The sequence below is a fragment of the Paraburkholderia sediminicola genome, assembly GCF_046026675.1.
Lineage (GTDB): Bacteria > Pseudomonadota > Gammaproteobacteria > Burkholderiales > Burkholderiaceae > Paraburkholderia > Paraburkholderia sediminicola_F.
Window position 1 is genome coordinate 3,519,699 of record NZ_JAQQEY010000001.1, and the last position, 26,476, is coordinate 3,546,174.

The following is a 26,476-nucleotide window of genomic DNA, read 5'->3' on the forward strand; positions in this document are numbered from 1 at the left end:
CTTGAACAAGTCTGAATAACAAAACTGATGGAGCAGTTGCGCGGATGCATGCCTTTTCAATGATGTCGGATGGTTTTTTTCTGTCGTTGTCGTTGTGTCTGGATATCGGTCTCGTCAACGTCGCGATGATTTCACTGACGCTGTCGCACGGCTTCAAACCGGGCTTCTGGCTAGGCCTGGGTTCCTGTTTCGGCGATCTCGTTTACGCGGCGCTCGCGCTCGCGGGAATGGCTGCGCTGCTGCAGTTCGAATCGGTGCGCTGGGTCGTGTGGATCGGCGGCGCGGCTGTTCTGCTGTTTCTCACATGGAAGATGGCGCGTGAAGCGCTGTTCCCGGCGACAGCGTCTGCAGTTGCCGGCGAAGCGGATGCCAACGCGCCGCACCTTTCTCCTTGGCGCGGTTTCTTGCGCGGCGCGTTGCTGGCAATGTCGTCGCCGTCAGCGATTCTGTGGTTCGCTGCAGTCGGCGGTGCTTTGATTGCAAAAGCCGGTGCCACCAGTGCGACGACGGCACCGGTATTCCTCGGCGGCTTCTTCCTGGGCGGCTTGTGCTGGACGATCTTTATCTGCGGACTCGGCAGCCATGGACGCAAACGCGCCGGCACCGGTTTGCTGCGCGCGTGCCACGTGTTGTCGGCGCTGTTGTTCGCGTACTTCTCGTATAGCGTGATCGTGAACGGGTATCGCGATCTGATCGTACAGACGGCGCAGGTGGCGAGCTAGAAAAAACGGCTCGCCTTGGCGAGCCGTCTTCCCTGAATTTCAACGTGCGCAGCGCGGCGCAAAAACGATCAAGCAGCCTATCAGGCGAGATACTGCGCCAGCTTCGCCAGATCGACGTTGCCGCCGCTCACCACCACACCCACGCGCTGGCCCTTCACCGGCACGATGCCGTTGAGCACTGCAGCCGCGGCGAGGCAACCCGTCGGCTCGACCACGATCTTCATGCGCTGCGCGAAGAAACGCATGGTCTCGATCAACTGTTCGTCGCTGACCGTTTCGATCTGCGCGACCAGCTTCCGGATGATGGCGAACGTGTAGTCGCCGAGATGCGTGGAAGCAGCACCGTCGGCAATCGTGCGCGGCGCATCGATATGCACGATCTCGCCGAGTGCGAGCGATTGCTGACCGTCGTTGCCCGCTTCGGGTTCGATGCCGATGACGGTACACGCTGGGCTCAATGCCGCCGCCGACAGTGCGCTGCCGCCGATCAGTCCACCGCCACCGAGACAAACGAACAGCATGTCGAGCGGGCCGGTTTCGTCGATCAACTCCTTCACTGCCGTGCCCTGCCCGGCGATCACGTGCGGATGGTCATACGGCGGAATCAGCGTCATGCCGCGCTCTTCGGCGAGCCGCCGGCCGATCTCTTCGCGATTCTCGGTGTAGCGGTCGTAGCTGATCACTTCGCCGCCATAGCCCCTGGTCGCCGCAACTTTGGCGGCGGGTGCGTCGTGCGGCATGATGATCGTGGCGCGAATCCCGGCAAGACGCGCCGACAGCGCGATCGCTTGCGCGTGATTGCCCGACGAGTATGTCAACACACCCGCTTTACGTTGCTCCGCGTCGAAATGCGAAATCGCGTTGTAGGCACCGCGAAACTTGAAAGCGCCCATGCGCTGAAAATTTTCGCACTTGAAGAACACCGACGCTCCCGTGCGCTCGTTGAACGTGCTCGAGGTTAGAACGGGAGTGCGATGGGCGACGCCTTCGAGACGCGCAGCGGCGTCGAGCACGTCGTCGAAAGTGGGAGCGGGAAGCGCTTGCATTGACGAAACTCTCCAGAGCAGTGGCGAAACAGCCATTCTCCCAGCTTCGCCGATGCTTTGGTATGCCGCAGTAGAAACACAAACGGCGCAACCCGGCAATCAAGCCGGCGTTACGCCGTCAACACATGCTGTGCTCTGCCCGCGATTAGCGGCGATAGTAGCCGTGGCCGTAATAGCCGCGGCCGTAGTAGCCGTGGTGATAATAAGGACGGCCGTAGCCACCGTAATACCCACCCACCACGACTGCCGGCGGCGGTGCGTAATAGCCCGGTGCATAAACTACCGGCGGCGGCGGCGCGTAATAGACCGGCGGCGGCGCGGCATAAACCGGATACGCCGGCGCAACCGGAATGCCAATACCGATACCGACGGAAACGTGCGCCTCAGCAGCAGTAGCGAACCCCACGCCGAGTGCGGCGGCAACGACAAACGGAACGATCTTTTTCACTTTTATTCTCCTGGCGCGGCCCACTAAGGTCGCCGACTTCGCATGCCTTGCATGCTATGAAATCAATGTATCGAAAAAGACCACGCATAGATGTTCGCATTTGTTGCAAATTGCAATTGGCGGCAATAGGTCTGAATGTGCGCCGGCGCGCGGCCGCCGGGACATGCTGTCTAACGGACTGAGAACTAAGGGTTTGCCAGCGATCGAGCGGGCGCGAATCCGCTGCCTTGCGGGTCTCACAGCTCCAGGCTCCCACTTGTCAGTAATCTTTGATTACAAATTAGCTTCAATCCTGACGGCTCAAATGAAAAATGCCCGGTGCAATCGCACCGGGCATCTCTTACCCTCTCGAGCAGACGGTATTTTCAGCCGACCTTCACATAGGCGAATTCTCGGGAGACGTTGGGCGGAACATACGCGCCACTGATGCGCACGCGTGGCGTCAGGCGCTTTTTCTGATCCCACCAGCGACGGCGCTGCGAGTGCGTCAGGAACCGCAAGTGCTTTCGGTAAGAAAAAATATTCATCGTTACCTCCCGAATCTGACTGCGAGACGAAAAACCCAGAACAGCAACTGCAAAACCGGAGCATGAAGGAAATTGTGAGCAGTTTTCGGACCCGCGGGGCGCGTGTGGCCGGATGACCGACCAGACGCGCCATATCGCGCGCGGACTGATCAGAGGAATACCCACACCGGGACGCACTACTGCCGGACGGATGGGCGATACTGCTGCATTCCCGTTCAAGTATCCCGCCTGGAGCACGCAACCATGTCCCAGCCCTCTCTGCCGCGCCTCGGCTTCATCGGTGCGGGGCGGCTCGCGCGCTGTCTCGCGCTGAGCTTTTCACGCGCCGGGTATCCTGTCACGGCGGTGGCAAGCCGCTCGGCGGCCTCGGCCGGCCGGCTTGCCAGTCAAATCGAACATTGCTCTGCATTCGACAATCCACAACAGGTTGTCGACGCAGCCGATATCGTCTTTTTAGCCGTTCCCGATGACAGCATCGGTACGACAGCGCACACACTGCGATTCGCGGCGGACACGGCAAGCGGCCCATACAGCAAAGCGCTCGTGCATTGCAGCGGCGCCTCGCCGGTGGAGTTGCTGGCGCCGGCGCGCGACCAAGGTGCCTCGATCGGCGGCTTTCACCCACTGTACCTCTTTAGCGGCGATCTCGCCGACCTGGACCGGATCGCCGGCTGCTCGGTGACGATCGAGGCCGACGGCGCCCTCATGGAGGCGCTGACGGCGCTGGCCGTCGCCCTGCGCTGCCATCCGCTGTCGATTCCAGCGGGCGGCCGGATGCTGTATCACGCCGCCGCGCACTACGCCGCCAGCTTCGCGCTGTGCAGCCTCGCTGAATGCGTCGCGCTGTGGCGCACGCTGGGCTTTGCCGAAGACGACGCGCTGCGCGCGCTGCTGCCGATGCTCTCCGGCACCATCGAAACCGCCCGCGACAAGGGCCTGCCCAACGCGCTTGCGGGCCCCGTGTCACGCGGCGATACGGGCGTTGTGGAAAAGCAGTTGGCGTTGCTCGAAGGCCTTGGCGGCGATCATGCCGCGCTGTACGGTTTGCTGACGCGGCGCGCGGTCGGACTGGCCGAACGCCGCGTGAAACCGCCCGCCGCGATCGGGACGATTGCCGAGGCGGTGGAAGAATCGCTTAACCGGTCGCTGAATCAGGCCGCAGCAGGTGCAAGCGTCAAGTAAGCCGTGATAATGTGACGTCCGGCGCCGCGCGCAATCCGCCAGCGCCGCGCTTCGGGACCAACAGACGAGAACGCACAATGATCAAGGTCAGCATCCTTTATCCGTATCGGGAAAACGGCCACTTCGACGTGGATTATTACTGCGTCACGCACATGCCGCTCGCGGCCAGGCTGTTCGGGCCGTCGCTGAGAGGCTGGTCGGTCGACGTCGGCATTAATGCCGGGCCGCCGGGAACGCCGCCGCCGTATGTCGCCGCAGGCCACTTCCTGTTTGATGGCACGGACGACTTCTACAAAGTCTTCAAGTCGGCCTCGGAGCGGTTGGTTGCCGACATTCCGAATTACACCGACGGCGGTAACGGTACGATTCTGATCAGCGAAATCAAGATTTCTGTGTGATATCCCGTGGCGGGTGTGGCCTGACTGCATGCGGTTCGCCGATTGGCCTGACTCGAGCATCTGGAAATTGAAGCATTGCATCCCCATTTGTGACGCGTAACGCGCCCTCCCCCGGGAACGGCGCAGGCAATCCAAATGAACCCGCCGGCGCACCGATCGGTCAGCGCCGGCACCCTGCGGCCGATTGACGGCCGCCTTCCGAAGGATAAGGACACGAGATGTTTGGCGATATCGCCCGTTTTCTGCTCAATACCGTCTTTACGCTGTTCGGCGCCGCGTTGCTGCTGCGCGCATGGCTGCAGGTCGTGCGCATGCCGCCGTACAACCCTGTCACGAACGCCGTGCTGCAAGCCACCAACTGGATCGTGCTGCCTTTGCGGCATATTCTGCATAGCACCCGCAACATCGACTGGGCGAGTCTTGTCGCAGCGCTGATTGCGGCAATCGTTTATGTGGTGCTGATGGTGGTGCTCACGGGCGCCGATCCGCTCACGCTCGTGCCGACACTGCTGATCGTTGCCGTGCTGACCGTCATCAAGTGGGCGCTGAACCTGATCATCTGGATGACGATTCTGATGGCGCTGCTGTCGTGGCTCAATCCGCGCTCGCCGGCCATGCCGATTCTGTACCAGCTGACCGCGCCGTTCCTGAATCCGCTGCGTCGCGTGGTGCCGCAACTCGGCGGAATCGACCTCTCGCCGATCCTTCTGTTCGTGATCGTGCAGGTGCTGCTGATGGTGGTCACGCGTGCGGCCGTTCAGTTGACCTACTTCGTGATCTGAACGGCGCCCGGTGCGCCTTGTGGAACAAGGGTGGCGGCAGCGCGATTTGCGCTAACCGCCCCTTCCCGAGTAGAATCGTGCGCTCTGCGGGCGTCGTATAATGGTAATACCCTAGCTTCCCAAGCTAGAGCCGTGGGTTCGATTCCCATCGCCCGCTCCAAAACCCTCTCAGGCCCGCCAGATAAGGCTCTGAGCATGGTGATGGAGAATCCCACCCACACCTCGCACCCACAGTCTGCTCAAGAAATAGGCACTTGGAGCCATTCCAGTGCCAATCAAAGTCCCTCGCCTCGTCCGTGACAACAAGACGGGCATCTTCTACTTCCGCTATACCCTGCCCCGCCGCATCGCCGTCGCCATTCATCAGACGAGCATTTATACTTCGCTTCGGACCAGAAATCAGAAACAGGCGCGGGCCATCGCCACGCTGCTGAACTACGGGATCGAAATGAGCAAACCGATCGACCTGAGCAAAATCAGGCAACTCATCAAAATCAATCTGGACGAAGGGGTCTTCGAGGCGGATACGGCAGACGAGCAGGAGCGCGGGCTGAAAATCCTTGAACAGATGGCGAAGCTTCGATCAATCTCAATGTCAGCTCGGATTGCTGGCGAGCCACAGCACTTCGCGCCAAATGCCCGGACTGCCGCCTCACTTCCGGCGGCAATTGCTGCTGCCCCGGTTGCCTCGCCAAACCGCGTCGTACGGAAAATGAGTGAGGTTGTGCCAATGTACATGCAGGAAGCGGAAGCCACCCTTGCTCCCGCGACCGTGTACAAGCACCAGCAGTCACTCAAACTCTTTCTCGGCCAGGCCGACGATCGAATCGTGGACGATTATTCCAAAGAAGACATTAAGTTGTTCAAGACGCGAATGCTGAATGAAGGCAAGGTCGCCCATACGATCAACCAGTATCTTTCGCACCTTAAAAGCTTCTTCCAGTTTTCCAGCGGCAATGGATACAGCGACGAGAAGACGAATCCTGTAGACGGTATGTTCATCAAGCACGCAAAAAACAACATCAAGAGGCGCGAAATGTTTTACGACGATGACCTCGCCGTTATCTTCGACTGGCGACATTATCGAAAATTTGCGATCAAGCCCGACTACTTCTGGGGTCCGCTCATGTGCCTATATTCCGGCATGCGCATCGAGGAAGCAACCTCGATCGAACTGAGCGATATCAAGGAACAGGATGGCGTAGTCTTCTTCCGTGTATCGGATGCAAAGACCGAGGCGGGTAATCGAAACATCCCCGTCCATTCGAAGCTGATCGAACTTGGCTTCCTAGACTTTGTGAAAATGTCTACGTCAGTCAAAAATCGGGAAAACGACAGGCTGTTCTGGTATCTCGTGGACGGGCATAACGGCACCAAGAAGAACCTGTCCAGACGTTTTTCTGAGTACCTCGTCAAAATCGGCGTGAAAGATCCCACGACCTGCTTCCACTCGCTTCGGCACACAGTCATCACGCGGCTTGCAAGCCTGAACGTCAACAGCAGCACGCTCTTTCAGCTGACCGGTCACGTTGACAAGGTAACCGCCCATTTTGACTATCTGCACCCGATCCCGATGCCTCGTTTGAAGCAGGCGATTGATATGCTCGATTTCCATGACCGGCTAGACTTCGCCAACTTCAACCACCGTCTGGCCTTCACGGTGTTCTAGGCGATGAACTTTCAGAGTCGCATCAAGAAGGAATTGAGCGAGGGCATCGTTCGAGCGATCCTCGATGACGCGGGGTATCGCGTCATCGACTCAGGGATTGAAAACCTGGTGCGCGAGCTGGCCTGCCTGACGGCACTGGAATACGCGGGACTCGACTATCCCAAGGCGATGCGAGCCCTTCCAGACCTCGTGGTGATGAATCGGGAACAGACAGCGAAGTATCTAGTCGAGATCAAGTATCGCAGTGGTTGGTCATCGGCGCTTTTCGATGACATCAGGGAGCAGGTGGAAATCTATAAAGAGCTGGTTCTCATCTACCTGAATAGCAGTCCCGTGGTCGCGACCGGCCAAGCAACCGGACCAAGCACATACCTTCGATGCTGCAAGTTGCGAATCAATGCCGAGACACAGGCCTACGAGATCGAGGTTCGTCACTACGACGAATGGCTCTGGGTCCCGGTTGCCAATCTGGATACCCGCGCCGGCCAATGGTGGGGACTCAGCACATTGCAACGTGTCTTCCCGCAGATCGGTGATCGCCGCGAAGAGGGCACGCTGATGACAGCAATCCAAGCGCTTCAGGGAATTCTAAATACGCCGGAGCCGGAGGAAGCAACCGCCCAGGCAATTTAATAGGCAACGGGCCTTGACTTTGGCCCGTTAATTTTGTTTGTTGTTAAGAACAACGAACAAAATAAATGAACCCACAACTAGAAGAATTTTATAACCACCTGAACGAAGCCGTAGTCACAACCAACGATTTTTCCGAAGGCACCAAATTCCGCAAGCGCGAGAAGGTCGACCAGTTTGCGTACTGCGGTCTGAACCCTATCTACCGCGCCTATCTGAGCTTCGACATAGACAGGCCCGCATCCGCATTCAGGTTTGAAGATGTGAACCTGCCAGCCCCAACCATCATCACCGTGAACCGGAAGAACGGGCATTGTCACATGCTCTACCGGCTTAATACCCCCGTCGCCTATCACAAGAATAGCCGCAGCGCGCCACAGGACTACTTCGAGGCGATCCAGTCGGAGATGGAATCACGACTATCGGCGGATACCGCCTTCAATCACACCCTGACCAAGAATCCGCTGCATCCGGGATGGGAGGTGATCACTTTCCCGACGCACTATGATCTGACCGACTTTACGGAATGGATCGAGTTGCCGAAACGGTCTGCGGCCAAGCGATTACCCGACGATATTGTTTTTCGCGGCAGGAATGACGAGCTGTTCCACACCCTGAGATTCTGGGCCTACGGCGCGGTACACGCCCATGCGAATGTTGAAGCATGGCACCGCGAGGTGCTGGCGAAAGCCATCGAGATAGACGAGACGTTCGACGCATCACTTCCCTACTCTGAGGTCAAGGCGACGGCAAAATCAGTGGCAACCGGCACATGGAAAAAACGCCACGAACTCCACTATCGCCCGCGTGTCCTTACCTTTGCCGACGAACCCGCCGTTGAACGCATGCGATGCGGCGCGGAGTACACCAATGCCATGCGCAGGCAAAAATCCTTGGACACGCTGATAGCAGCCGCCATCCATCTGCATCCGACCTACGGTAACGAACTTAGTCCCCGCCTGCTCATGGAGCATACCGGCATGAACATCAAGACCGTGCGCAAATACTATGGAGAAGCGGTCGCCCATCTGGGGAATCGTTGATAACCGCTCCTATGCCTGGCGACTAGAGCACCTTCCCAAGCAGATCGCCGTACGCCCAGATCAGCGTTCCGAGAACGATCATCCAGACGCCGATATAGCCCGCGATTTTGTCCAGTTCATCTTGCCGGAAGCGTTCCGTAGTTTCTCGGTCGTACTTAATCTTTGCCTTCTGGATAGGCCCCGAATCATCCACCGACAGAAGCGTGCCCTTAGCCCACTGCACGGATGCGCCTCCAACGCCCTGCTTGCCGAGTCGAACGATGCTCCGATAGCCGAGCAATGCACCGGTTAGAACAACGACTGCCCCTGATCGTTGAAACCACATCCACGACGTGGCTCCGATGTCGGAACGGATAGATATTACGACCACCAGCAATGTAGCGATGGTTAGCAACATTGGATTCTGCAATGTCCTACGCATTCACTACCTCATCTGTGATGTTGATCTGGTCTGGAAGAAATCACCATTTTTCGACCGCCACGGCGTACATCAGGTAATTAGCCCGCATGCTTGGATCGCGTCAGCGTCCAGCCAACGGCAGCATACCGCTCTAGCGGCCGGCAAACCAAGGGGAAAGAGAGATCCAGACGCAACATAGCAAGGAATAGCCAGCCCAAAGGGCAAATACAAATAAAAAATGGCCGAAGCACATTTCGACCATTCTTTTACTGCATCAGCCTTCAACCTACCTGTTTCAATCACTCCGCGATGTGCTCACTGGCAGAGGATGTTGTCCCGCTACGCCGCTTCCAGCATCGTATCGTTTGAGGCATTGCCCATTTCTGACACGTGCTCCATATCGCCGGCCACCTGTTCAACCTGGATGGCATCAATGATCTGCTGTTCAAGCTGGGCGATTGGACGATTCTGAACTTCGTTGCCCCAGCAGTACCATCCGTCGCGCGGCATACCACGGCGAAACAGTTCCATCTTCGGGAGTTCCGGGTACATCTTCTCGATCACTTCGTAAAACTCATCCGGCTTCTGGCTGTGTGCACGGCGGTCGTACTGGAACACCGAAGTGAAGCGAGATTTGGCCGGAACTTCAGGCATGGTGTTGCCACGAGTCGCCAGCATCAGCACCTCATGGTTCACACGGAAATATGGGCCCATGCCGCTTCCTCCCTTGTGCCAGATCGCCTGAGTTCGATACTTGAATCCCCATGCATCGATCACCTTCAGCCCTTCCGCCATGAGCGAGGCAGGTACCCAGAGAAACAGTACGGCATCGTATGCAACCGCTTTGCTGTCGTGAAGCAGATTACATATCTCGTCCAGCTTCATCGTCGGATAGCCCACACTCAATTCAGAGAGGTAGTCCCATGGTGGGTCCGCATACACCACATTGAACGTGCCAACAGAATGGTCGAAAGGCTTGTTCCCGGCTCGTATGTTATCAAGCTGGGCCAGCTTTACCTGTCGTAGCCGCTCGCGGTCATCAGCACGGGCCTGTTTCGCCTGCTCCACCATGTCCTTTGCTTCCTTCTTCACCAGTTCGTCCAGCTCTTCCTGCGACAGGCTCACAAGTGCTGCGGCATTGCTGACATCGATTTTTCCCGAATCGACCGCCTCGATCAGCCCTTCATGACCGGACTGAATAACCTTGCCGGCCCGTTGCAGCGAGTCGACCGACACCTTCAGATCGGCCGCTGCCTGTTTCTGGGATACCGCCTGAGCGGTATGCTGGTTCGCACCGACCTTGGTTTTTGTCAGGCGGGCCGCGATCATTGCCCGTTGGCTATCGTCAAGGTGACGGCGATGCAGGTTCTGGCTGGCGACAAACGATTGCACAGGCATGCCAAGGTCTCCGATCGCCACAAAGACGGGCTCAATACCAAGCTCGCGGCAGGCACGGAGCCGCTGACGGCCGTCCACGATCTTGTTGTGATACACAAGGATCGGCATCTTCTGACCGTGTTCCCGGATGTCGGCCTTCAACTGGGCGAACTCATCGTCGCGCATGGCTGGAAACAGGCTCGCTGCCGAGTGGACTTCAAACTGTTCGTAAATATTTACATCGTGATTGATAAATTGCATATAAACCTCCAAGGTTAGATTCTGAAACCCCCTGCGTCCACCATGGAAACAGGGGAATTTTGATACAACAACTACATAGGACTACTACTCTTATAGGAAGACGCCTTCCCATAAACATTGACTACTTTTAGTTCGGAGCTTCTGTCGAGCCGAACAGGCTGTCCATCAATTCAATGCCGGCCCCAACAGTAATCTTACGAAGCTGGGCATGGCTCAGACCGGTGTATTTCTGGTACTCCTTTGTACGGTCGAGCGTGATGACGATAGGACTGTCTTTCAGAAACTGCTGATGGATTCCCCCGCAGTTGGGCTGAACCTTCAGGAAAGCGACTCCATTGGCGATATCCGCTACTCGAAGAACCGTATAAGACTGGCCTTTATGGATATTCTGAAGTCGCTGGAAGCGCCATCCGTCGACCGTGCAGTCCACTGTCGTGATTTCATAGGTGTCGCCGCCGTTCGGGACAACAAATGGGTCGATTTTTTTCTGTTGCTTAGCTTGCTTGTTCATACTGTTTCTCCTGTAAATGAAAGGTTTGGTTATCTTCACTGGCGTCTCGAACTTCCCGGGTTTCGTCTGCGTCGTGTCGATAGTGAAATGATCCGCCTCTGCTGCCTTGAGGACCAGTGTCAGCATGACAGTCATGCGAGCATCGTGTTTCTTGGCTCCCAAACTGCTTCATGGCTTTCCGCTTAACCCTCTTGCGGTCCGCATAGGATGAGCCATAAGTCCGAAAATAACGATTGCGTGCATGACCGCCATGCGAGCATCGCGTCTCCGTTCCCACCGTTGTTTCACAACGCTTCGGCCTAACCGTTCTGTGGTCCGCAAAGGATGAGCTATACGTCCGTAAATAACGATTGCGCACATGATGGCCATGCGCGCATTAAAATGGATTACTCCGGCAATGGAATGGCGCAGAGCATGGCAAACAAGGGAAAGGACAATATGAAAGCGGCATCGGCAGATACTGGCGATCCCAAATCAGATAGTTCGAGCAAGTCAAACCCAGCTCAGTCAGGACAGAGGCCACGTGCGATTTTCGATGGTATGCGGACCCGTGCATGGGTCGTTGATCTGCTACGCAGGACTGGCGCGAAGGGATATGCCGAACTTAACCGCGTGATTTTCGGCATCGAATGGACGAAGAAAAATCCGACTTCCGATCCGTTCAAGAAGCTGCCGCAGCTTTCATGGAGTCGCTATGGCACAGGAGAGCGTGCCCCGGACGGAGCCGCGATCAGCCTCGTCGAGCAGAACAGCGTCTGCCGAGGTGCAAGGCTCGTGCTTGAGGTCGGACCGGAGGAGGATCGCACGAATGTCCCGTTATGGCGCCCGCTCGAAGAACATGCCGATTTCGCACATTATCTGGACGACATGCTGGACGACATGGGGATTGAGCGCGGAACGCGTTCACGTACCGACGCGGTACTCAGCGAATTTGCCGAGCCTGCCGCATGGGCGGTAGCCAGAAGCGGACACAGACCCATGCGGCCAGCAGACAATCCCGTTATGCGGTCCATCAGCGACAGATATTTTCAGCCGACCCTATACCGGGTCGCTCTGGCTCTGACTGCCTGGCGTCTTGCGATGGTAGAGAGCGAAGATGCCGACCTTTTCGAGTCCATGGTTATCAACCTGATCAGCGGCCCCGTCAAATCGATTCTCGAACACCATCGCATTTTCGAGGGCATCCGGGATCTGGTCGGGACCATTGCGATTGAATACCATCTCGCCCGACAGGATCTGGCATCCGCAGTGCGCGTGCGAGACGAGCTCGGGCTCCGGCCACTATCGTCCGGTCCCGATCAGGCAGACGGAAGCAATTGAATCAAACCTTAATGCTCGTTTTCTTGACGACACCTTTACGGATCGGCAGCTCCGCTTCAAGCTTGTCCTTCTGGCGGTATTTCGATACCACATAGCGAAACCATGCGGCATCCGGGTTGCCCGCATATATCTGGTCGCCGATCGTTTCGGCAGTCTGTTTGTCGCGATTCGGGCGGTCAGTGAGCATGCCGTCACGAAGCAGTCTGAGGAGCAGTTGGGTATATGACTGATGGCACGACGGGCCGTCGCATTCGACAGGCGACTTAAGATTGAAAAATGCTCCCGTCGTGTCCGCAAGCAGGTGTGCGATCGTTCCGTGAAATACGATAGCGCCATCGCTTTTGGCGACCATTGCATTCCGGTTCAGTGCGGCAGTTTGATCGTCCATCGTGGCTTGCAAACCACCCATATCGAGTGCGCAGAAGCCGTGATCCAGCCACAGCCGATACAACCATTCTGCGGGATTGATCCGCTGTCGTAGGTCCGCAGGAATCGTTGCCAACACATCGCTGGAGATGCCCGTTGCATGACCCAGCGATATCCGCAAAAACAGGAGCCGCGCGTCAGGGCTTGCCTTGTCCTGCCATTGGTCGAAGGTCGCCGCCGCGTTGTCGGGGGAGGTTGACATTTCCTGTCCGAATGTCCCGAGTGCATCGACCACCTTCAGCAGATCGTTAAACTGCGTTCGCGTCAGGTTCGTCGGCGAGTAGGCCGCGACGACCGGCGAGGCGATTCGCAGGATCTCGTAGCCGTCAGGCTCAACCTCTTCGTCCAGCTTGGCAAAGACGCCGGTCATCCGGCCGTCAACAATAATGGCGGGAACTGGCTCACCCCATTCATACGTTTCGCCGTCTTCTTCGAACTGGTCCGAATAGGCAGCCAAACCATGCGGCACAGCGCGGCGGTCCAGCCACTCACGGACGTCACCGGCACGATAACGAATTCGTGATCCCTGCCCTGCTGCGTGCCAACCCTGCAACGTCGATTCAGGTTCTCCCAGTACATTACTCAGATCGGATTCGGTCAGCGGGCGACCGGCGAGCGAATCAGACTTTGGAACAGGTAGCAGTACATCTGCCAACGCAGCGACATGGGCACCGGTTAAAACGGTTTTGGCGGGAAGCAAGCTGAGCCGAAGGCGAAGTTCAGTTGATGTCATGCGAAATAGGCGTAACGGTGGATGACTTTGGCAGGCGAGCGGGTATCGAATCCCGCTTGCCTGCCGCTTGGGCGGAAGCCTGCCGCCAAAGCGGCAGGCATGACGAGCGCGCATCCGTCTTTCGACTGAATTCGAGGAGTGCTCGCGATGGGTCGACGGAAGACAAGCGAGCCGTCGAACAAAGTAACTCGCGTGCCTTACGAAAAGTACTTTGCATCGCGTTTGTTGAACGCGGGCCGCGTACCTTCCAGAACATCGACGATTTTTCGATTGATCTCGGGCTCCTCGATGGAACCACTGAGATAGGTCACCTCGTTGCCTCGATCCTTTCGAATTTCAGCATAAATGATTTGCTCGGCATCACACACAACCGCCAAGTTCGGGTTGTGCGTAACCATAATCACCTGTCGGCGTCGCTTTGCTTCTTTGACGCAAGGCACGAGCGTTCGGTAGACCGTATGATTGTCCAAGTTCTCTTCCGGTTGATCGATGACGAGCGGGATGTCGTCTCGGTCAATCAATAGATAGAAGATGAGCAACAGGTTCCCTCGTTCCCCAGGAGAGAGTTGCTCGAGTGTCTTGCCATCCCAACGAAGGCTATACACCGGCTCGAGATAACTGAGACTGAACACGAAGTCGTACAGTTCCTCGGGGGTGACGCTCTGCGCAAGTTGCGCTTTCAACTCGAGACGAGCATTGTTTCTTCCTGGGCGTCGGTCTTCCCGCAACGCTCGCATCAGCCGCAGCACAAACTTCATCGTAGCTCGAGGTAGGTCGAAGTCTGTGCTAGCTAGCATTAGTTTGAGCAGCTCTGCTCCTTCCTCTATACCTGAGAACGTGCCGACACGTCGCTGGCTCACGAATTTCAGGAATTTCGGTGCGAAGCGTTCTTCAGCGATTGCCACGTTGAACGTTAGTTTGATCTGGCCGCCCCGTGCGAGCGGGTGTTCCGCTAAAAACTTTTGAACGGCCCCGTAGTACCGAGCATAGTCATCGCGAAGTTTCTGCTTCTCACGATATATCTCGCCGGCCTTTTGCATACGAACACGACGCAACTCCTTGACCTGAAGCGCAACCGCCGGAAGCTGCGCGATTGCAATTTGTATTTGGGTGACGCTGCCGAGGAGCTCAACAGTCCCTACGATTGCGTCGCGTGCTTCTTCCCATCGCTTCAAAGCAGCTTTGTATTCCTCGTAGGCCTTTTGCGGTGCGGACAAATCTGCCGTGATTTTGGCTGCGCTATTCCCAACCGCTTCCTTCTGTTGAAACAGCCCTCCAGCAGTTTCCGGGCTAAGTTTTAAATTTAACTGCTTCCCGTTCTCTTCCGCTTGACTGCGTATGGTTTCTACTTGGGTAATCGTCTGATCCATGTCGACTAGGATCGGCAAACTAACACTCAATTCGGTAGCATCGAGTTGAGCATCTTGGACAGCCGCCTCATATTGCCGCTTCAGGTTACCCAACTTACCCAGCAATCTCTCTGCTGTCGTTCGGCGCTTCGTTTCGTCGGTGATTTTCAAGTTGATCGACGTAACTTCGCCATTGATTGCGTCGAGTTGCCCTTGCAATTTCTGCAACTCGTCGGCCGTCTGCTTACTCTTTTCCGCTAACGCTGGATCGACATCCGGTGCCACAACCACGTCCGGTTTGGCAAGATCGTGCGCCTGCAGCTCTCGCTTCTTGGCTTCAAGTTGGGCGTCAAGTGCTCGCCGGTGTTCTAGTGACAGTCGGTCCTCGTGGGCGACGATCGCACGATTCATCGACTTGATCTGATCGACGAGAAAGTCGATCGCTTTCTGCGTCTCCTGCGAACGGCTACGCAGAAGCTCGTCGAGCGACGCATGACCCAATTGCTCTGCCGGGGAAACGTGCGAAAAAATCACGTTCTGGAGCTCAGCGTAGAACTGCCCGTCGCTGCCGAGGCTCACTTCATTGCAGATCGTCTCAAGGTAGTCCTGCGGAATGTACTTGATGGTCTCGAGTACACCTTCTGGCGGTGTCTCATCGAGCCTTATGGGTTCGGTACTCGTGCCATCGCCCCAACTGGCGAACGCTTCGAAATGCTTGGCCTTGTTACTTTTTCGATCTCGAAAGCGCTCAGGGTGCAAAAAACTGAATTCGCCGTGACGCGGGGTATTGCCAATTAACCCCAGGATGTCTGCCAGTGCGCTCTTGCCGCTTCCCTTGTTTCCAATGATTGCAACAAGCTCGGGGTTTAACGGTAATTGATGATCGAACCATGCTTCCGCAAGGTTTGAGTCACTTGTTTTGCGAATGGTGAGCTCACGCACGATCTTGGTCGTTCGGCTGCGCACCGATTCCAAGCTCGGCGGGCTAGCACCGACATAGACACGGCCATCTGGCTCGTTGATCGTTTGGAGTAGACCTCGAAATGTCGGATCCGCTTTTATCCACGTGTAGCGTGCATCGTCCGGCTCAAACAGTTCGTCAACAGCATGAGAGTCTGAACTATGGAGGCAGGGCTTAAATGTGCGAAACTCGGCGAGGTATTCCTCCGGAGAGTTGTGTCGCTGCCCCAACGCGAACGCGCGAGTGTTCGCATTGCTAGAGAACAAGATGTGCGATTTCTGAATCAAGACCTTGCGCAACATGTGACCTTGCCCGTTCCAGCTGACGCTGGATAAGTCTTCGTCGCAAGGAACGCAGAAAACATACCGATTCGCAAATAGTGACTCTTGCTTCTGCAATTCGGTTGAAATCGTCTTGGTATCAATCGTAGCTTGCATCAATCCTACGAAAATATCGGAATGCTTCTGGAAATTTTCGTGTTGCGCCTTCAACGTTCGCCCCAAGTGCTCAAGATTTGCACGCGTGAGGGATGCCTCTTGGTCGATTCCGGCGGGATTTCCTTCGCTTGTGAACGATAATCGAGCAAGGAAATTATCTCTGATGTCATCAGGGGAGACTTCATCCGAGAAAATTACATGGTAGTTCACCCTATTGCCGTTGACCAAAATATTGGTCCTTAGCTCGACATTTGCAAAGAGCTTAATTTCTTGCGCCGCTTGAACTTTATCCTTGCCGATCAGGCTTGCAAGCCGATCTACGTCTTGCTGAAGCGCGCGCAGATACTTGTACCCGTCAACCAAAAAATAGTCGGTGACACCGATAACCGCGATATTCTTCTCAATCGCCTTGGTGAAAAAAATCTTGGCGTAAGCTTCGAGGTCAGATCCAAAGCCATTGTTCAATGCAGAGTAAGGCGTGTGAACCTGTAGGTCCCAAATCCGCCACTCTGCGCCCCGTGAATATTTAACCCCCATGCTCCCTCCTGGCCTCTGGAAATCCGTTATCTTCATCGTCGATAGGGCAAGGTCCGATCCGCGCAGCGGATCAGCTGTACCTGATTGACCATGCCTGATCTGTGACGGTTGACTTCGTTTTGATTGTGTCAGGCGGCATCTACGGACAAATATTTTAGATCGGAAAGCGATCGCCGCGCAGCGCCGAACCTTGGTTGACTTCCGCTTATATTACCGTGTAACGAAAGGCCGAGGGGGTCCATTCCATCTGGGTCAAATCCTGATTTCTCGGGTCTCAATCTACAGCCAAGGAATCTGGAGGATGCCGCTTGAGCGGTATCCGCCCGGAACCGTTCGTCGGATGATCCTTGCTATCCGAAAAAAATCCGGTATTTGTAAAGGAAGCCGAACGAAGCAAACCCAAACAAGGTCAACGTTTATCCTGGGTTCATCCACGATAAACGATATTTATCCTGGATGAATCCACGATAAACGATATTTCTGGGGTTTCCCCCCAGTCCCCTGACAAGCAACACCAGCGAGACAGACACGGACTAGCGCAACGCACGGCCCAATAACCATGACAACAGGAGCCGATATGCAATACGAATATAACGAGGCCGACGCCTTAATCAAGAAACAGGCCGGCCAGTCCGGCATCGACGGAAACATTCATCGCAGAACCAAGCGGGTTGAAATCCGGGTCAGCCCACAAGAGCATGCGACGCTCGGCGAAAAGGCCATCGCAGCTGGTTACGACAATCTCGCCCAATACCTTCGCGAAACTGGATTGAACGGAAAAACGGCTCACCCGAGCAACGATGAACTCGCGTGGTTGCAGACCATCAATCTCATTGGGAATTACGTCGCCGAAATCGCCGTGCAACTGAAGGACGGCCGCGAGCCGGATGAAGAAATCCTGCTGGTGCTCATGCAAGTTCAGGACATCGCAGAAGAAGTCTGGAAGGAAGTGAAGCAAGCGAGGGGCACAGGCACTGCATGATTGTGCGTGTATTCAAGGCGGGGATTTCGCGTGGCGAGTCCCCCGTCAACTATCTCATGAGTGACCGTGACCATACCGGCCAGAAACGCGCGGTCGCCCCCGAAGTCCTGGAAGGCAGTCCAGACCTGACCATCGCCGTCATCAACAACATACAGCGAAAACATAAATATGTGTCCGGCGCGATTGCATTTCGCGACAACGAACAGCCGACACGCGACCAGATGCATGAAGTCATCCGCTCATTCAAGAAGACTGTCTGTCCGGGACTCGCGCCTGAGCATTTCAATAGCCTGTTTGTCTTGCACCGTGACAAAGGCAACACGGAAATTCATTTCGTCGTGCCTATGGTTGAGATGACCACAGGCAAACGGATGAATATTCACCCACCGGGCAAGCAGAACATCAAGCTATACGAGGCTTTCACGCAGGTGACCAATCACCAGCTCGGCTATGCTCAGGTTGTGCCCGATCCACTCAAATTGGCTTTGAGTGACTTCGAGAGACACACCCCGGAAGGCAGCAAAGATCGCAGCAACAAGCTGTATCTGCATAAGCGACTGACGAGGGCGATTCGCACCGGACAGGTAGCAAACCGCGATCAGCTATGCGACTTCCTGAGCGAGCAATACGGCGTTGAAGTGACCCGCAAGGGGCGAGACTACATTTCAATGAAGTTTCCCGGCGCGGCAAAAGCCAAACGCTTTCGCGGCCCGCTCTATAACGCGGATGCCAACTACGCCGAATTGGCGATTTCCGCTCGGGACGCAAAGCAGGATCACCGCCTGTCGGTAACTGAATTCCAGCAGTCGCGCACGACATTGGGCCAGCTCGTTGAAGTTCGCCGTCAGTTCAATGTGAAAGCCTACCTGTCACCCCGCGTGCTTCGTAGCCATCGGTTCAAAGCAGCTCGCGAACGGCAAACATACAAACCAATAACAACAAACCGTAAGGAGACCAGCAACATGAAATCACAATTTACCGCCATCAAACTCATCGCTCGGCAGACATTGCAGGAAGCCCGAGCCGTCCACGCAACCCGTCCGACCACCTGGACCACCCGCGACAAGGCCGCCGTCATTGGCAGTATGCACAGCATGCGAGAGCAAGCCATTCATGGCTCCGACACACCGTCTGATTCGGGTGTTTTCAGCGATATCGTGGCAGCTATTGGCGAGGTTCAATCAAACATCAACGCGGCGACGGCAGACGTGAATTCGGCCAAAACACCGAAACAGCGTGCGGAAGCCGAACGTCGACTGGCGAAGCTGATGGAACAGAGGTCTCGGCTGCAAATTCAGCTTGGTCAGGCGAAGATTCACCAGTTGAACAGCTTGTCCGGCATGAGGGGAAACTGACCAGCCTCCGCTGCCCGCACCAAACGACACAAGCCCTTGCCACTCAAAGATGCATGTAGGGTATCTGAGTCCGGGAGCAGAAGCAGCGACTGGAATGCCGCGTGGTCGGTGAAAGGTTCGGAAAATGAGCTATCGGACTCAAAAGGGGCAAGGAAGGCGTCAATTCGATGCAACAACCGACGGCTCCGCCGCATCAAGCAGAAATTCGGGCCAACGGTCGCAGAAGGCGCCGGACAGTGTGAGGGAGCCATTAAATTTCCCGAAGTCAACGGTGACCTGTAAAATTACACGGTCCGGGGTCCAGAATTCGACTGACGCCCGTAAGTGCCTGTTCGAAAAGAGAAATTTAATGACCAACGACACGACGGCTAGTTTGAAAATAACCGTGTGGCGAGCCTACCGACCGGGGAAAGCTCTCGCTATGTACGCGCCATCCGGCTCGAACCCAATAATAAACACATCCTTTTCGACGGACACTTGGCTCCATCGAGAGGTTTTCTCATGGCAAGCGCGCGAGGACATTTGGGGCGGCTTGGAAGACGACGAGAACCGCGTGTTGCTCATGGAGAAGCTTCGAGACGAGTTCGACGCACTCCTCCCCCCAGTCGAAAGAAACATCGCAAAATTTGGTCGCCTTGTGGAAGAGTTGCGTCCGATTGCGACGTCTAAGACCTCCAAATGGACAGCCAGTCGACAAAACGACCCTGAAGATCCCGCCATCGTATTCGGCATAAACGCCCTCCTCGCTTTCTACAACCAAGTAGCGTGGATTTATGGGATTTTCAGAAACGCGCCCGATGCCTCAGTGACTATCCGATGAGCCACTTCAAACTGCTTAGTCCGGCTGCGGCTGGAACCATTCTTGACAACCTGTTCAAGAAGACCTCCGACAGGAAATTTGTCATTTCGGTAAACGAAGATAAATGCTTCGGAGAAAAGCGGCTCGACTTGGGTCAAATCAGCTTGCCCGTGGAAGACACTGAATTCTCAGTTGTCGATAACTCTGATCGATCGGGATGCTATGAATGGCATGTGCCCACGTCGGAGGCAATACGAAGCGGGTTGGTGCAGTCGCTCGACGTTCCGCCAGCCGAGGGTAATAACAAGGCACGCGCGGAAAAAGAGTTGGCAAAAATTGAGCGAGTTCTTGATCTAGTTGCGGCAACGGCTGCGAGGCTAGGACTTACCCTTCCAACTTTTGACGCCGATAGTCTCGCTGAATTCCCCTTCCGACGCCCCGTGACGGTAGTGACGGACACAGCGGCCATCGCGCAAGGGGCGTTGGACTTCGTCGCTCGCTACCTTCATCCGGCAGCCCGGATAAAGATCCCAGCTATCGCACACATGGAGATCGTAAATTTGGGCGATCGATATTTTGCGCAGCGGCGTTCTCCTAAATCTAAGGCTGGGATGCTATATGAGCACATAATAAGTCAAGGGTCGCAGCGGACTTTGTTACGCCTCGAATTGCAATCCGATGTCGAGATTGAGCGAACCGCCGTGATGAGCGAGCCACTGCGAAGCGCTTTTCAGAAGGAGAGCGGCGAAACTGCCGACTTGAACTTAAGCGCCCCTGTGCGCAGTTTTTGCGATCGCTTGATCTTGGAAGTTGCTCGGCAACACCAGTCGTATTCTGCACCCGGACATGCGGTATATCTTTTGACCGCAGATCAGGGGTTAGCGCGAATGGCAATGTCCGAAGGTATCGAGCCGATCTTTTACGCCTCCCCCGTAGCCAGCGACTTCCTCGGAAAGATAGTTACAGGATCGGGCTTTAACCCACTGACCGGCGCTCTTAGCGTCGTCCCCCTAACTCAGGTGCTATGGGAATTAGCTGTTGCATTTGGCAATGCACGCATCGCACTTCCTGACGACTCAGCGTACGTCGAAGTTGCGACAATCGGTGACGATTTAACGTGGTCGCCGTTTCATTCGCGCGAGGATCTTTTTTGGGTTCGGACAGAAGGCGGAATTGAGGCCGGCGACGGCATCGTAACGCGGCCGTCCTCGCAAGCTGGGACCCAGACCGAAAAGCTTGGATCCGCGATGATGGAAATTAAGCCCGTCGCAGAAGCGGTCGTCCAGAAGCGAGCCGATGAAACCACCTCCATGATTCGGTTCTCCGCCGAGCGACTATTTGACTTGGTGGCGATACTAGGCGCGAGGAAACTGATCGCACAAAAAACGCTGTTGAGTCAAGCCGACATATCCGAAAAAACGTGGGCAGACTATCGGCGCCTACTGGAGTCGGGAGAGTTTATTCTGGCGGACAAGAAAAGCAACTGGATCGGCACAGAACGGCTGGATTCGCTTTGGAACGCTTGTGTGACAGCCGATTTCAAAGCGATGACGGACGTGCTGAAATTGATCCCCTCGTGCAACCTTTTCTTCCAAACTCTAGAGGAACAAAGGAAATTTTCCGAGGGTAAATCCCCTTTCCCCTCGCGAGTGCTATCGGGCTACCAAGGACTGGCTGAGTTCTGCTGCATCGGAGCGCCCATCGCTGGGGAAGGATTTTACGCAACGACGACGAACCCTAACCCCAAGGCATTCACGGAAATTGCATTGAAACGGTTCGCTCAAATTGCGAAGGGCGAAAAGCTCGCTTCAGTGGGTGCTTGGCTTGAGGAATTAATTAGAAGCGACGGAATCCATCCGTTGAATGCGAGATCGCGTCTAGCGGAAGCTCGCGCGGCTAAATTGATTCATCTAATCACCGAGGGATCGACGACGGACACTCGCCATGATCGAAAAATGATCCGAACTCTCGCAGTTGAGCGAGACAAACCCTTGGTCAGGACAGAATACCTATATCGTGGAGATTTCCTTATCCCCGGAAAATCTAGTACCAGCTTTCGATTGGAGGAAATGGCGAAATGAGCTTAAGAGAACGGCTATCCGAACGCATCGCCAATGCATCCACTTCTTCTGGAAAAATATTCGAAACATATGGATTCCGAAGGAATCCGTTTCCGCCTTCGTCCCAAACCAACGGCAATCCACACGCGCCAACGGCAGCAAACGAGGTGATAGACCAGCGCATAGTGAGTTTCATGCGCGATCATCGTTCACAAGTTGTTGTGGTCGAGGGGTCTCAAGGCGTAGGGAAAACAAACCTGCTTAACTATTACGAACAAGAATTGACGGAGATCCTCTCGGAAACGGAGGGTTTCTATCTGGTTCGATATCTCTCCGATCCCGAAGCATCTTTTGATTCGACGTTAAGACGGCTGATGCAGGAATTTGACGTTTCGCGGCTAATTGAACTGGGTGAGGCTCTTAGCGAGGACGAGGGCGTCATTGAAGAAGCTAAGGGCCGGGAGATGCGAATAGCTCTGCAAGCGCTAGCGATAGGGATGTCCGATGCCAGTGAGGAAGATTCTCATGACGTCGCGAATGCCTTCTGGGAATGGCTCCAAGGGTTACGGATATTGAACAGGCACAGGGAACTCCTCGGTGTTCAATTTCGTCTTGATACGTTGGAGTCTAGGACGCTTGCATTTCGTGATCTGGTATTCGTCAGCAGCAAAGCCAAAAAACTCTCGGGGATTTTTTTGCTGTTGGATGAGCTGGAGAAACAGGACGGGACGTTGAGTGCTACGCAGGTCGTTCGCTATCTCTCGGCCATGCGTGCCATCATAGACGCACTTCCGGAACATCTCTTCATGTTGCTGGCGATCACGCCGGATGCTTTGCGGCGGTATTCCGTTGCGTTACCAGCATTCCGTAGTAGATTGCAGGATAAGGTTGAATTAGAGGCGTTGAGCGATGCGGACGACGCCCTTAACTTAGCGCACTTTTATATTAATGAGGCCAAGCGCGAAGGGCAGGCTTCCACGTCACGTAGCAAAGTAAGTGCGACTTCGCCAATTCTTTCGGATGACGATATTACGTCGCTATTCGATGAATTGTACGAAACGGCCGGCGGGCGGGGAGACAATGGCCTTCGCCAGCGCGAATTCCTGCATGCTCTTCATCTTCTGGCGGAGCAGCGCATTCAAGGCTTGCTTGCCAACGAGCGGGACGAAAATAAGGCTAAGACATCGCGTCGAACGACAAGAAGGAAACCAGTCGACTGAAATAACTTCTCAGCACCGTATGATGGCAAGAAAAAGCATTGGGGTTGATCGGGCGGCTTGTCCACCGTTTTCTAGCTCGTGGCCCTCACAGGGGGCCGCTTCGAAAACCGTGGATAAGCCGTTCAAGAATGGAAGAATCATCGCGATTGCTCAGTTCGCTGCCGATCACGCGAGCTCGCGAATCAGTCCACAGATGCTTGCTGCAGTATTCCCACGCATTTCTTTCGTAAGTAGGACTTTCTTGCCGCCGTTCATCATCGCGTAAGCGACGGAATCCGTCATGCTGAGATAGCCACCTTTGCCGGTGCGTTGCGAAGCTTGCCAACCGAAATCGTAGACGTCTTTGTAGCTCACGAGTTGACTGCCCGATCGAATGCCAACACCCGGCTCAATCGTGATCGTGTGGGTTCGCCAGTTGAGACGATGCACCACCAGCATTGGCGTGAGAACTGCAACAGGCATCAGTAGCACCCCGACCAGCAGGTTATCGTTGACGGCTACATAGAAGCATGCAGCAAGTCCTGCAAGAATCGCCCCGATAACTGGCACTGCCGTCACGATATCGGCGGCCACGAAATTCAGACGTCGCTGCCGGAACGTAACCGCAACTTTGCCATCCGGCAATTGAATGCGCTCGTATATCGGCCTGGACCCAATCCCACGATTTTCCGCCTTGTCCGAACGTCGTGACAAACGCACGACGCCTCGCACCGCTTGATAGATAAACAACGGAACGCTTGCCCACCGAAGCAGGTTCATGAGCAGATAGGTCATGCCGAAGGGAATGTAGCGATCACTATATCGAGAAAGAATCAGCAGCGGCACGACGAAAGGAAAGAAACGGAATGCCAGCCGGACAGCCGCCGACGCAGAATCCAGCACCCGCTCAAGACCATCCGTGACATCCATTGCCGGGCCTAAATACGGAAGGGGATCGCTTTGAACCTGTTGGCTCTTGAAGCGGTGCGCGCCCAGCTTGAAATTGGCGGCGGTCGGTCCGTCTGTAGGCAATGCCCCGGCTTCTATCTGTTGCTGAACGCTGGCGAACACGTCGCCCTCGCCGTCGATAAAATAGCTGCCCGACTTTGTGCGATTATCGTCGCTGTGCATCGCGGTTCCCCTATATGAATCCTGCCGGATGAACTGCGGGGCAGGTAGCCGCAGGCTTGCTATGCGTCAATACCAGCCGCGCGGAACCGTGCCATCTTTCGCTGTGGCGGCCGGCGACTGGATGTCCTGCTTGTCCAGATGCGAAATGGTTTTGACCGAATTCGCGTCGCCGAACGCAATGTCAGCGGATTCGATCTCAACACCAATGGTTGCCTTTATTCCCTGCTCGTAGGCTTCATCCACCTTGGCGGTTTTGAGCTTGACGTAGAAGGTGACGGGCAGCAGAACGTGGCCGTATTGATCACGTTGACCGCCGATGAGATCTTCAATCTGTCGTGCCCGAGCTTGACCGAGAGTCTTCACCACGCCGTTCTTCTTCGTCTGAGCGAACGAGAAGGCATAGTTAAAACCGTAGTCATAGTTCGGTTGTCCGGTCAGTGAGAAATGGAAGCCCTTCACTTCGCCGGCATCATGCGGGAAGGAGAAATCCACTTTGTATTCGCCGGTCGCGGGGTTAGTCAGATCGAATTCAGCGGCGCGATTTACCGTGATAGCAACCAGCCCATCCTTGCCGTATGACAAGCTCTTGAGCTTCCCTACGCTCGCCCTCACCACATCGGCCTGCTTGTATGGGTTGTGTTCTTTGTAGAAGCCCGGAACGGTCAGCAACGCCACCTGTTTCGGATCGATGTTCGGCACGCTCGCAAAATTACGGATAAAGCTGTCCTTGTAGTTATCAATGAAGTGGGCCGGATATGAGCCCTGATCCCAATTCATATTCACAGATGCGATGACTTGAGCCGATGCAGGCGTTTGAACGGCAAATGCAACGATGGCAGTCAGCAGGGCAATCAGTTTTTTCATGGGCGATCTCTCAGCGGGCGATGGTCATGTTGCTGATGACAGTCATCGGCGGATTGGCATACAGGGTTTTCAGAACGGGATAGGTGCGATCGGTGCAAATCGCGCCGTTGCAGTTGCCACCGCTGCCCTGTCCAAAGCCGTCAAAGTGATTGGTCAGACCGAGGGCATGCACGAGTTCATGCTCAACCAGCGGCTCAAACGGTGCGCAACTGACATTGCTGAAATCGACATCGACGTTGAACGTCGGGCGGGGATCGATGAGCGGGCTGGAATCCACTTCTGCTTGCCAATCAGCGGCGAGCGGCGGATCGATGGAATAGGTCGGATCAACCCATTGGCTGAAAATATTCTGACGATTTGCATACAGCTGACCGCAGTTATTTGGCTCGCTTGCACTGGCAGTCGGCGGCGTCGCATTGTTGAAGATCACCCCTCGTGTGACGGATGCCGGGTTCGTCGTTGCCGGAAGGCGGTTAAACACGGTTTTGCCGATCGCCGCTTCCAGGTTGTTCAGAGCGGTAGTGACGGTCGCACTGTTGCTTGTGTCCAGAAAGGGAATCAGGCCATCGCGTTCGATGTTCCAGCGATACGAGTGCAGACCGTCCACGCTGCCTTTATAGGGATTGCCAATCGCGCCGTATGCTCCGGAGGTATCCCAGATAGGAGTGTTGCTTGTCGTGCCTTGGCTGATTGCAATGTCAGCACGGATTTGTGCGTCAGTCGGGACCACCGCCGCAGGCGTGGTGGTAGTCGTCGAGTTCGTTTGGTTGTCGCCGCCGCCCCCACCGCCACAAGCGGCTAGCGAAACCGCTATCACTGCCGCTGTTAATTTGCCTCGCATATCGCACCCATGTTTCTAGTTGATTGAACAGGACACGGCATCCGCCATGCTGGGTGCGATCATAGCGCAAACTGTAACCATATCCCGCGAATTTATATCCCGTGTTCTCTTATCCCGTGGAGTTTTATTCACTCTGGAGGAAACATTGGGTATGGCAACCTCCTCTACTCCCAGCCAAATCAAGGCTAAGCACCCCGCCGTAGTAGCGTTCGGCGAAGCCGTGAGACGAAGACGCAGACAGCAGGGCTTCTCACAAGAGGCGTTCGGGGATGCTTGTGGTATTGACCGGAGCTATATGGGCGGAATCGAACGCGGCGAACACAATCTCGCACTTATCAACATCATGAAAATCATACGAACACTGGGGGTTCGCCCGTCAGAGTTTTTCGGCGACCTAGATGATGTGAGCGGTGACGATACGGCAGCGAAATAGATGCGCCGGGCAGTTCCCCTCGTAGCTCGACGATTCGGATACTTGTTATACTC

25 protein-coding genes and 1 tRNA gene are annotated in these 26,476 nt (G+C 55.5%); 15 read left to right on the top strand and 11 right to left on the bottom strand.

Features of this window, described 5'->3' with window-relative positions:
* Positions 1-44: 44 nt before the first annotated feature.
* A complete protein-coding gene (locus tag PQQ86_RS15255; RefSeq protein ID WP_408268189.1) occupies positions 45-722 on the top strand; it encodes a LysE family translocator in 678 nt (225 codons plus the stop codon).
* 80 nt (positions 723-802) lie between these two features.
* On the opposite strand, the gene PQQ86_RS15260 is transcribed toward PQQ86_RS15255, so the two are convergent.
* The 3 genes from PQQ86_RS15260 to PQQ86_RS15270 all read right to left on the bottom strand — a co-directional run bounded on the left by PQQ86_RS15260 (position 803) and on the right by PQQ86_RS15270 (position 2,743).
* Positions 803-1,768, bottom strand: coding sequence for a threo-3-hydroxy-L-aspartate ammonia-lyase (locus PQQ86_RS15260; protein ID WP_408268192.1), 966 nt, complete (start codon positions 1,766-1,768; stop codon positions 803-805).
* Positions 1,769-1,913: 145 nt separating this feature from the next.
* Positions 1,914-2,216: a hypothetical protein gene (locus PQQ86_RS15265; RefSeq protein WP_408268194.1), complete on the bottom strand. Its 303-nt coding sequence runs from the start codon at positions 2,214-2,216 to the stop codon at positions 1,914-1,916.
* A 365-nt stretch (positions 2,217-2,581) separates the two neighbouring features.
* Positions 2,582-2,743, bottom strand: coding sequence for a hypothetical protein (locus PQQ86_RS15270; RefSeq protein WP_167470520.1), 162 nt, complete (start codon positions 2,741-2,743; stop codon positions 2,582-2,584).
* 243 nt (positions 2,744-2,986) lie between these two features.
* On the opposite strand from PQQ86_RS15270, the gene PQQ86_RS15275 reads away from it, so the two are divergent.
* From PQQ86_RS15275 to PQQ86_RS15305, 7 genes are all read left to right on the top strand, one after another.
* Complete coding sequence (locus PQQ86_RS15275; RefSeq protein ID WP_408268197.1) at positions 2,987-3,925, top strand: Rossmann-like and DUF2520 domain-containing protein; 939 nt, start codon at positions 2,987-2,989, stop codon at positions 3,923-3,925.
* A 77-nt stretch (positions 3,926-4,002) separates the two neighbouring features.
* Positions 4,003-4,323: an EthD family reductase gene (locus PQQ86_RS15280; RefSeq protein ID WP_408268198.1), complete on the top strand. Its 321-nt coding sequence runs from the start codon at positions 4,003-4,005 to the stop codon at positions 4,321-4,323.
* Positions 4,324-4,541: 218 nt separating this feature from the next.
* Positions 4,542-5,105, top strand: coding sequence for a YggT family protein (locus tag PQQ86_RS15285; RefSeq protein WP_093638987.1), 564 nt, complete (start codon positions 4,542-4,544; stop codon positions 5,103-5,105).
* Positions 5,106-5,191: 86 nt separating this feature from the next.
* Positions 5,192-5,265: transfer RNA gene (locus PQQ86_RS15290), tRNA-Gly, on the top strand.
* Positions 5,266-5,373: 108 nt separating this feature from the next.
* Positions 5,374-6,774: a tyrosine-type recombinase/integrase gene (locus PQQ86_RS15295; protein ID WP_408268201.1), complete on the top strand. Its 1,401-nt coding sequence runs from the start codon at positions 5,374-5,376 to the stop codon at positions 6,772-6,774.
* Between the two features lie 3 nt (positions 6,775-6,777).
* Entirely contained in the window at positions 6,778-7,407 is a 630-nt protein-coding gene (locus tag PQQ86_RS15300) for a hypothetical protein (protein WP_408268203.1), read from the top strand.
* A gap of 65 nt (positions 7,408-7,472) precedes the next feature.
* On the top strand, positions 7,473-8,447 hold the full coding sequence (locus PQQ86_RS15305; RefSeq protein ID WP_408268205.1) for a replication initiation protein: 975 nt from the start codon (positions 7,473-7,475) through the stop codon (positions 8,445-8,447).
* A gap of 22 nt (positions 8,448-8,469) precedes the next feature.
* Here the strand turns inward: PQQ86_RS15305 and PQQ86_RS15310 are convergent, their stop codons facing one another.
* The 3 genes from PQQ86_RS15310 to PQQ86_RS15320 form a co-directional block, all read right to left on the bottom strand.
* On the bottom strand, positions 8,470-8,844 hold the full coding sequence (locus tag PQQ86_RS15310; RefSeq protein ID WP_408268207.1) for a hypothetical protein: 375 nt from the start codon (positions 8,842-8,844) through the stop codon (positions 8,470-8,472).
* A gap of 342 nt (positions 8,845-9,186) precedes the next feature.
* Complete coding sequence (locus PQQ86_RS15315) at positions 9,187-10,485, bottom strand: Spo0J and IME4 domain-containing protein (RefSeq protein ID WP_408268210.1); 1,299 nt, start codon at positions 10,483-10,485, stop codon at positions 9,187-9,189.
* Positions 10,486-10,612: 127 nt separating this feature from the next.
* Entirely contained in the window at positions 10,613-11,131 is a 519-nt protein-coding gene (locus PQQ86_RS15320) for a hypothetical protein (protein ID WP_408268213.1), read from the bottom strand.
* A 189-nt stretch (positions 11,132-11,320) separates the two neighbouring features.
* On the opposite strand from PQQ86_RS15320, the gene PQQ86_RS15325 reads away from it, so the two are divergent.
* Positions 11,321-12,316, top strand: a complete 996-nt coding sequence (locus PQQ86_RS15325) for a hypothetical protein (protein ID WP_408268215.1) — start codon at positions 11,321-11,323, stop codon at positions 12,314-12,316.
* 1 nt (position 12,317) lies between these two features.
* Here the strand turns inward: PQQ86_RS15325 and PQQ86_RS15330 are convergent, their stop codons facing one another.
* On the bottom strand, positions 12,318-13,475 hold the full coding sequence (locus PQQ86_RS15330) for a helix-turn-helix domain-containing protein (RefSeq protein ID WP_408268217.1): 1,158 nt from the start codon (positions 13,473-13,475) through the stop codon (positions 12,318-12,320).
* Positions 13,476-13,672: 197 nt separating this feature from the next.
* A complete protein-coding gene (locus PQQ86_RS15335; protein WP_408268219.1) occupies positions 13,673-16,759 on the bottom strand; it encodes a TrlF family AAA-like ATPase in 3,087 nt (1,028 codons plus the stop codon).
* A gap of 577 nt (positions 16,760-17,336) precedes the next feature.
* Between PQQ86_RS15335 and PQQ86_RS15340 the strand changes: the two genes are divergently transcribed.
* From PQQ86_RS15340 to PQQ86_RS15360, 5 genes are all read left to right on the top strand, one after another.
* Positions 17,337-17,741, top strand: coding sequence for a plasmid mobilization protein (locus tag PQQ86_RS15340; RefSeq protein ID WP_408268222.1), 405 nt, complete (start codon positions 17,337-17,339; stop codon positions 17,739-17,741).
* On the top strand, positions 17,738-19,096 hold the full coding sequence (locus tag PQQ86_RS15345) for a relaxase/mobilization nuclease domain-containing protein (protein WP_408268225.1): 1,359 nt from the start codon (positions 17,738-17,740) through the stop codon (positions 19,094-19,096). Before PQQ86_RS15340 ends, PQQ86_RS15345 begins: the two co-directional genes overlap by 4 nt.
* Before the next feature lie 349 nt (positions 19,097-19,445).
* Positions 19,446-19,916, top strand: coding sequence for a hypothetical protein (locus PQQ86_RS15350; protein ID WP_408268228.1), 471 nt, complete (start codon positions 19,446-19,448; stop codon positions 19,914-19,916).
* Positions 19,913-21,976, top strand: coding sequence for a PIN domain-containing protein (locus PQQ86_RS15355; protein WP_408268230.1), 2,064 nt, complete (start codon positions 19,913-19,915; stop codon positions 21,974-21,976). Before PQQ86_RS15350 ends, PQQ86_RS15355 begins: the two co-directional genes overlap by 4 nt.
* Positions 21,973-23,175, top strand: coding sequence for a hypothetical protein (locus tag PQQ86_RS15360; RefSeq protein ID WP_408268233.1), 1,203 nt, complete (start codon positions 21,973-21,975; stop codon positions 23,173-23,175). The genes PQQ86_RS15355 and PQQ86_RS15360 overlap by 4 nt, the downstream gene beginning before the upstream one ends.
* Before the next feature lie 165 nt (positions 23,176-23,340).
* On the opposite strand, the gene PQQ86_RS15365 is transcribed toward PQQ86_RS15360, so the two are convergent.
* The 3 genes from PQQ86_RS15365 to PQQ86_RS15375 all read right to left on the bottom strand — a co-directional run bounded on the left by PQQ86_RS15365 (position 23,341) and on the right by PQQ86_RS15375 (position 25,990).
* Complete coding sequence (locus PQQ86_RS15365; RefSeq protein WP_408268235.1) at positions 23,341-24,285, bottom strand: hypothetical protein; 945 nt, start codon at positions 24,283-24,285, stop codon at positions 23,341-23,343.
* Between the two features lie 66 nt (positions 24,286-24,351).
* On the bottom strand, positions 24,352-25,149 hold the full coding sequence (locus PQQ86_RS15370) for a hypothetical protein (RefSeq protein ID WP_408268238.1): 798 nt from the start codon (positions 25,147-25,149) through the stop codon (positions 24,352-24,354).
* Between the two features lie 10 nt (positions 25,150-25,159).
* Positions 25,160-25,990: a hypothetical protein gene (locus PQQ86_RS15375; protein WP_408268241.1), complete on the bottom strand. Its 831-nt coding sequence runs from the start codon at positions 25,988-25,990 to the stop codon at positions 25,160-25,162.
* A 151-nt stretch (positions 25,991-26,141) separates the two neighbouring features.
* Here PQQ86_RS15375 and PQQ86_RS15380 point away from each other — a divergent pair, with 151 nt between their 5' ends.
* The gene (locus PQQ86_RS15380; protein ID WP_408268244.1) at positions 26,142-26,423 is read left to right on the top strand and encodes a helix-turn-helix domain-containing protein; all 282 of its coding nucleotides are present in this window, start codon (positions 26,142-26,144) and stop codon (positions 26,421-26,423) included.
* Positions 26,424-26,476 lie beyond the last annotated feature (53 nt).

What these genes read in the sequence shown, in the direction of transcription:
- PQQ86_RS15355 (WP_408268230.1), top strand. Translation starts at nt 19,913, where the DNA reads ATGAGCCACTTCAAACTGCTTAGTCCGGCTGCGGCTGGAACCATTCTT.
- PQQ86_RS15380 (WP_408268244.1), top strand. Translation starts at nt 26,142, where the DNA reads ATGGCAACCTCCTCTACTCCCAGCCAAATCAAGGCTAAGCACCCCGCC.
- PQQ86_RS15320 (WP_408268213.1), bottom strand. Translation starts at nt 11,131, where the DNA reads ATGACTGTCATGCTGACACTGGTCCTCAAGGCAGCAGAGGCGGATCAT.
- PQQ86_RS15375 (WP_408268241.1), bottom strand. Translation starts at nt 25,990, where the DNA reads ATGCGAGGCAAATTAACAGCGGCAGTGATAGCGGTTTCGCTAGCCGCT.
- PQQ86_RS15280 (WP_408268198.1), top strand. Translation starts at nt 4,003, where the DNA reads ATGATCAAGGTCAGCATCCTTTATCCGTATCGGGAAAACGGCCACTTC.
- PQQ86_RS15255 (WP_408268189.1), top strand. Translation starts at nt 45, where the DNA reads ATGCATGCCTTTTCAATGATGTCGGATGGTTTTTTTCTGTCGTTGTCG.
- PQQ86_RS15365 (WP_408268235.1), bottom strand. Translation starts at nt 24,285, where the DNA reads ATGCACAGCGACGATAATCGCACAAAGTCGGGCAGCTATTTTATCGAC.
- PQQ86_RS15350 (WP_408268228.1), top strand. Translation starts at nt 19,446, where the DNA reads ATGACCAACGACACGACGGCTAGTTTGAAAATAACCGTGTGGCGAGCC.
- PQQ86_RS15335 (WP_408268219.1), bottom strand. Translation starts at nt 16,759, where the DNA reads ATGGGGGTTAAATATTCACGGGGCGCAGAGTGGCGGATTTGGGACCTA.
- PQQ86_RS15360 (WP_408268233.1), top strand. Translation starts at nt 21,973, where the DNA reads ATGAGCTTAAGAGAACGGCTATCCGAACGCATCGCCAATGCATCCACT.
- PQQ86_RS15260 (WP_408268192.1), bottom strand. Translation starts at nt 1,768, where the DNA reads ATGCAAGCGCTTCCCGCTCCCACTTTCGACGACGTGCTCGACGCCGCT.
- PQQ86_RS15305 (WP_408268205.1), top strand. Translation starts at nt 7,473, where the DNA reads ATGAACCCACAACTAGAAGAATTTTATAACCACCTGAACGAAGCCGTA.
- PQQ86_RS15370 (WP_408268238.1), bottom strand. Translation starts at nt 25,149, where the DNA reads ATGAAAAAACTGATTGCCCTGCTGACTGCCATCGTTGCATTTGCCGTT.
- PQQ86_RS15285 (WP_093638987.1), top strand. Translation starts at nt 4,542, where the DNA reads ATGTTTGGCGATATCGCCCGTTTTCTGCTCAATACCGTCTTTACGCTG.
- PQQ86_RS15345 (WP_408268225.1), top strand. Translation starts at nt 17,738, where the DNA reads ATGATTGTGCGTGTATTCAAGGCGGGGATTTCGCGTGGCGAGTCCCCC.
- PQQ86_RS15300 (WP_408268203.1), top strand. Translation starts at nt 6,778, where the DNA reads ATGAACTTTCAGAGTCGCATCAAGAAGGAATTGAGCGAGGGCATCGTT.
- PQQ86_RS15270 (WP_167470520.1), bottom strand. Translation starts at nt 2,743, where the DNA reads ATGAATATTTTTTCTTACCGAAAGCACTTGCGGTTCCTGACGCACTCG.
- PQQ86_RS15325 (WP_408268215.1), top strand. Translation starts at nt 11,321, where the DNA reads ATGAGCTATACGTCCGTAAATAACGATTGCGCACATGATGGCCATGCG.
- PQQ86_RS15330 (WP_408268217.1), bottom strand. Translation starts at nt 13,475, where the DNA reads ATGACATCAACTGAACTTCGCCTTCGGCTCAGCTTGCTTCCCGCCAAA.
- PQQ86_RS15275 (WP_408268197.1), top strand. Translation starts at nt 2,987, where the DNA reads ATGTCCCAGCCCTCTCTGCCGCGCCTCGGCTTCATCGGTGCGGGGCGG.
- PQQ86_RS15340 (WP_408268222.1), top strand. Translation starts at nt 17,337, where the DNA reads ATGCAATACGAATATAACGAGGCCGACGCCTTAATCAAGAAACAGGCC.
- PQQ86_RS15315 (WP_408268210.1), bottom strand. Translation starts at nt 10,485, where the DNA reads ATGCAATTTATCAATCACGATGTAAATATTTACGAACAGTTTGAAGTC.
- PQQ86_RS15310 (WP_408268207.1), bottom strand. Translation starts at nt 8,844, where the DNA reads ATGTTGCTAACCATCGCTACATTGCTGGTGGTCGTAATATCTATCCGT.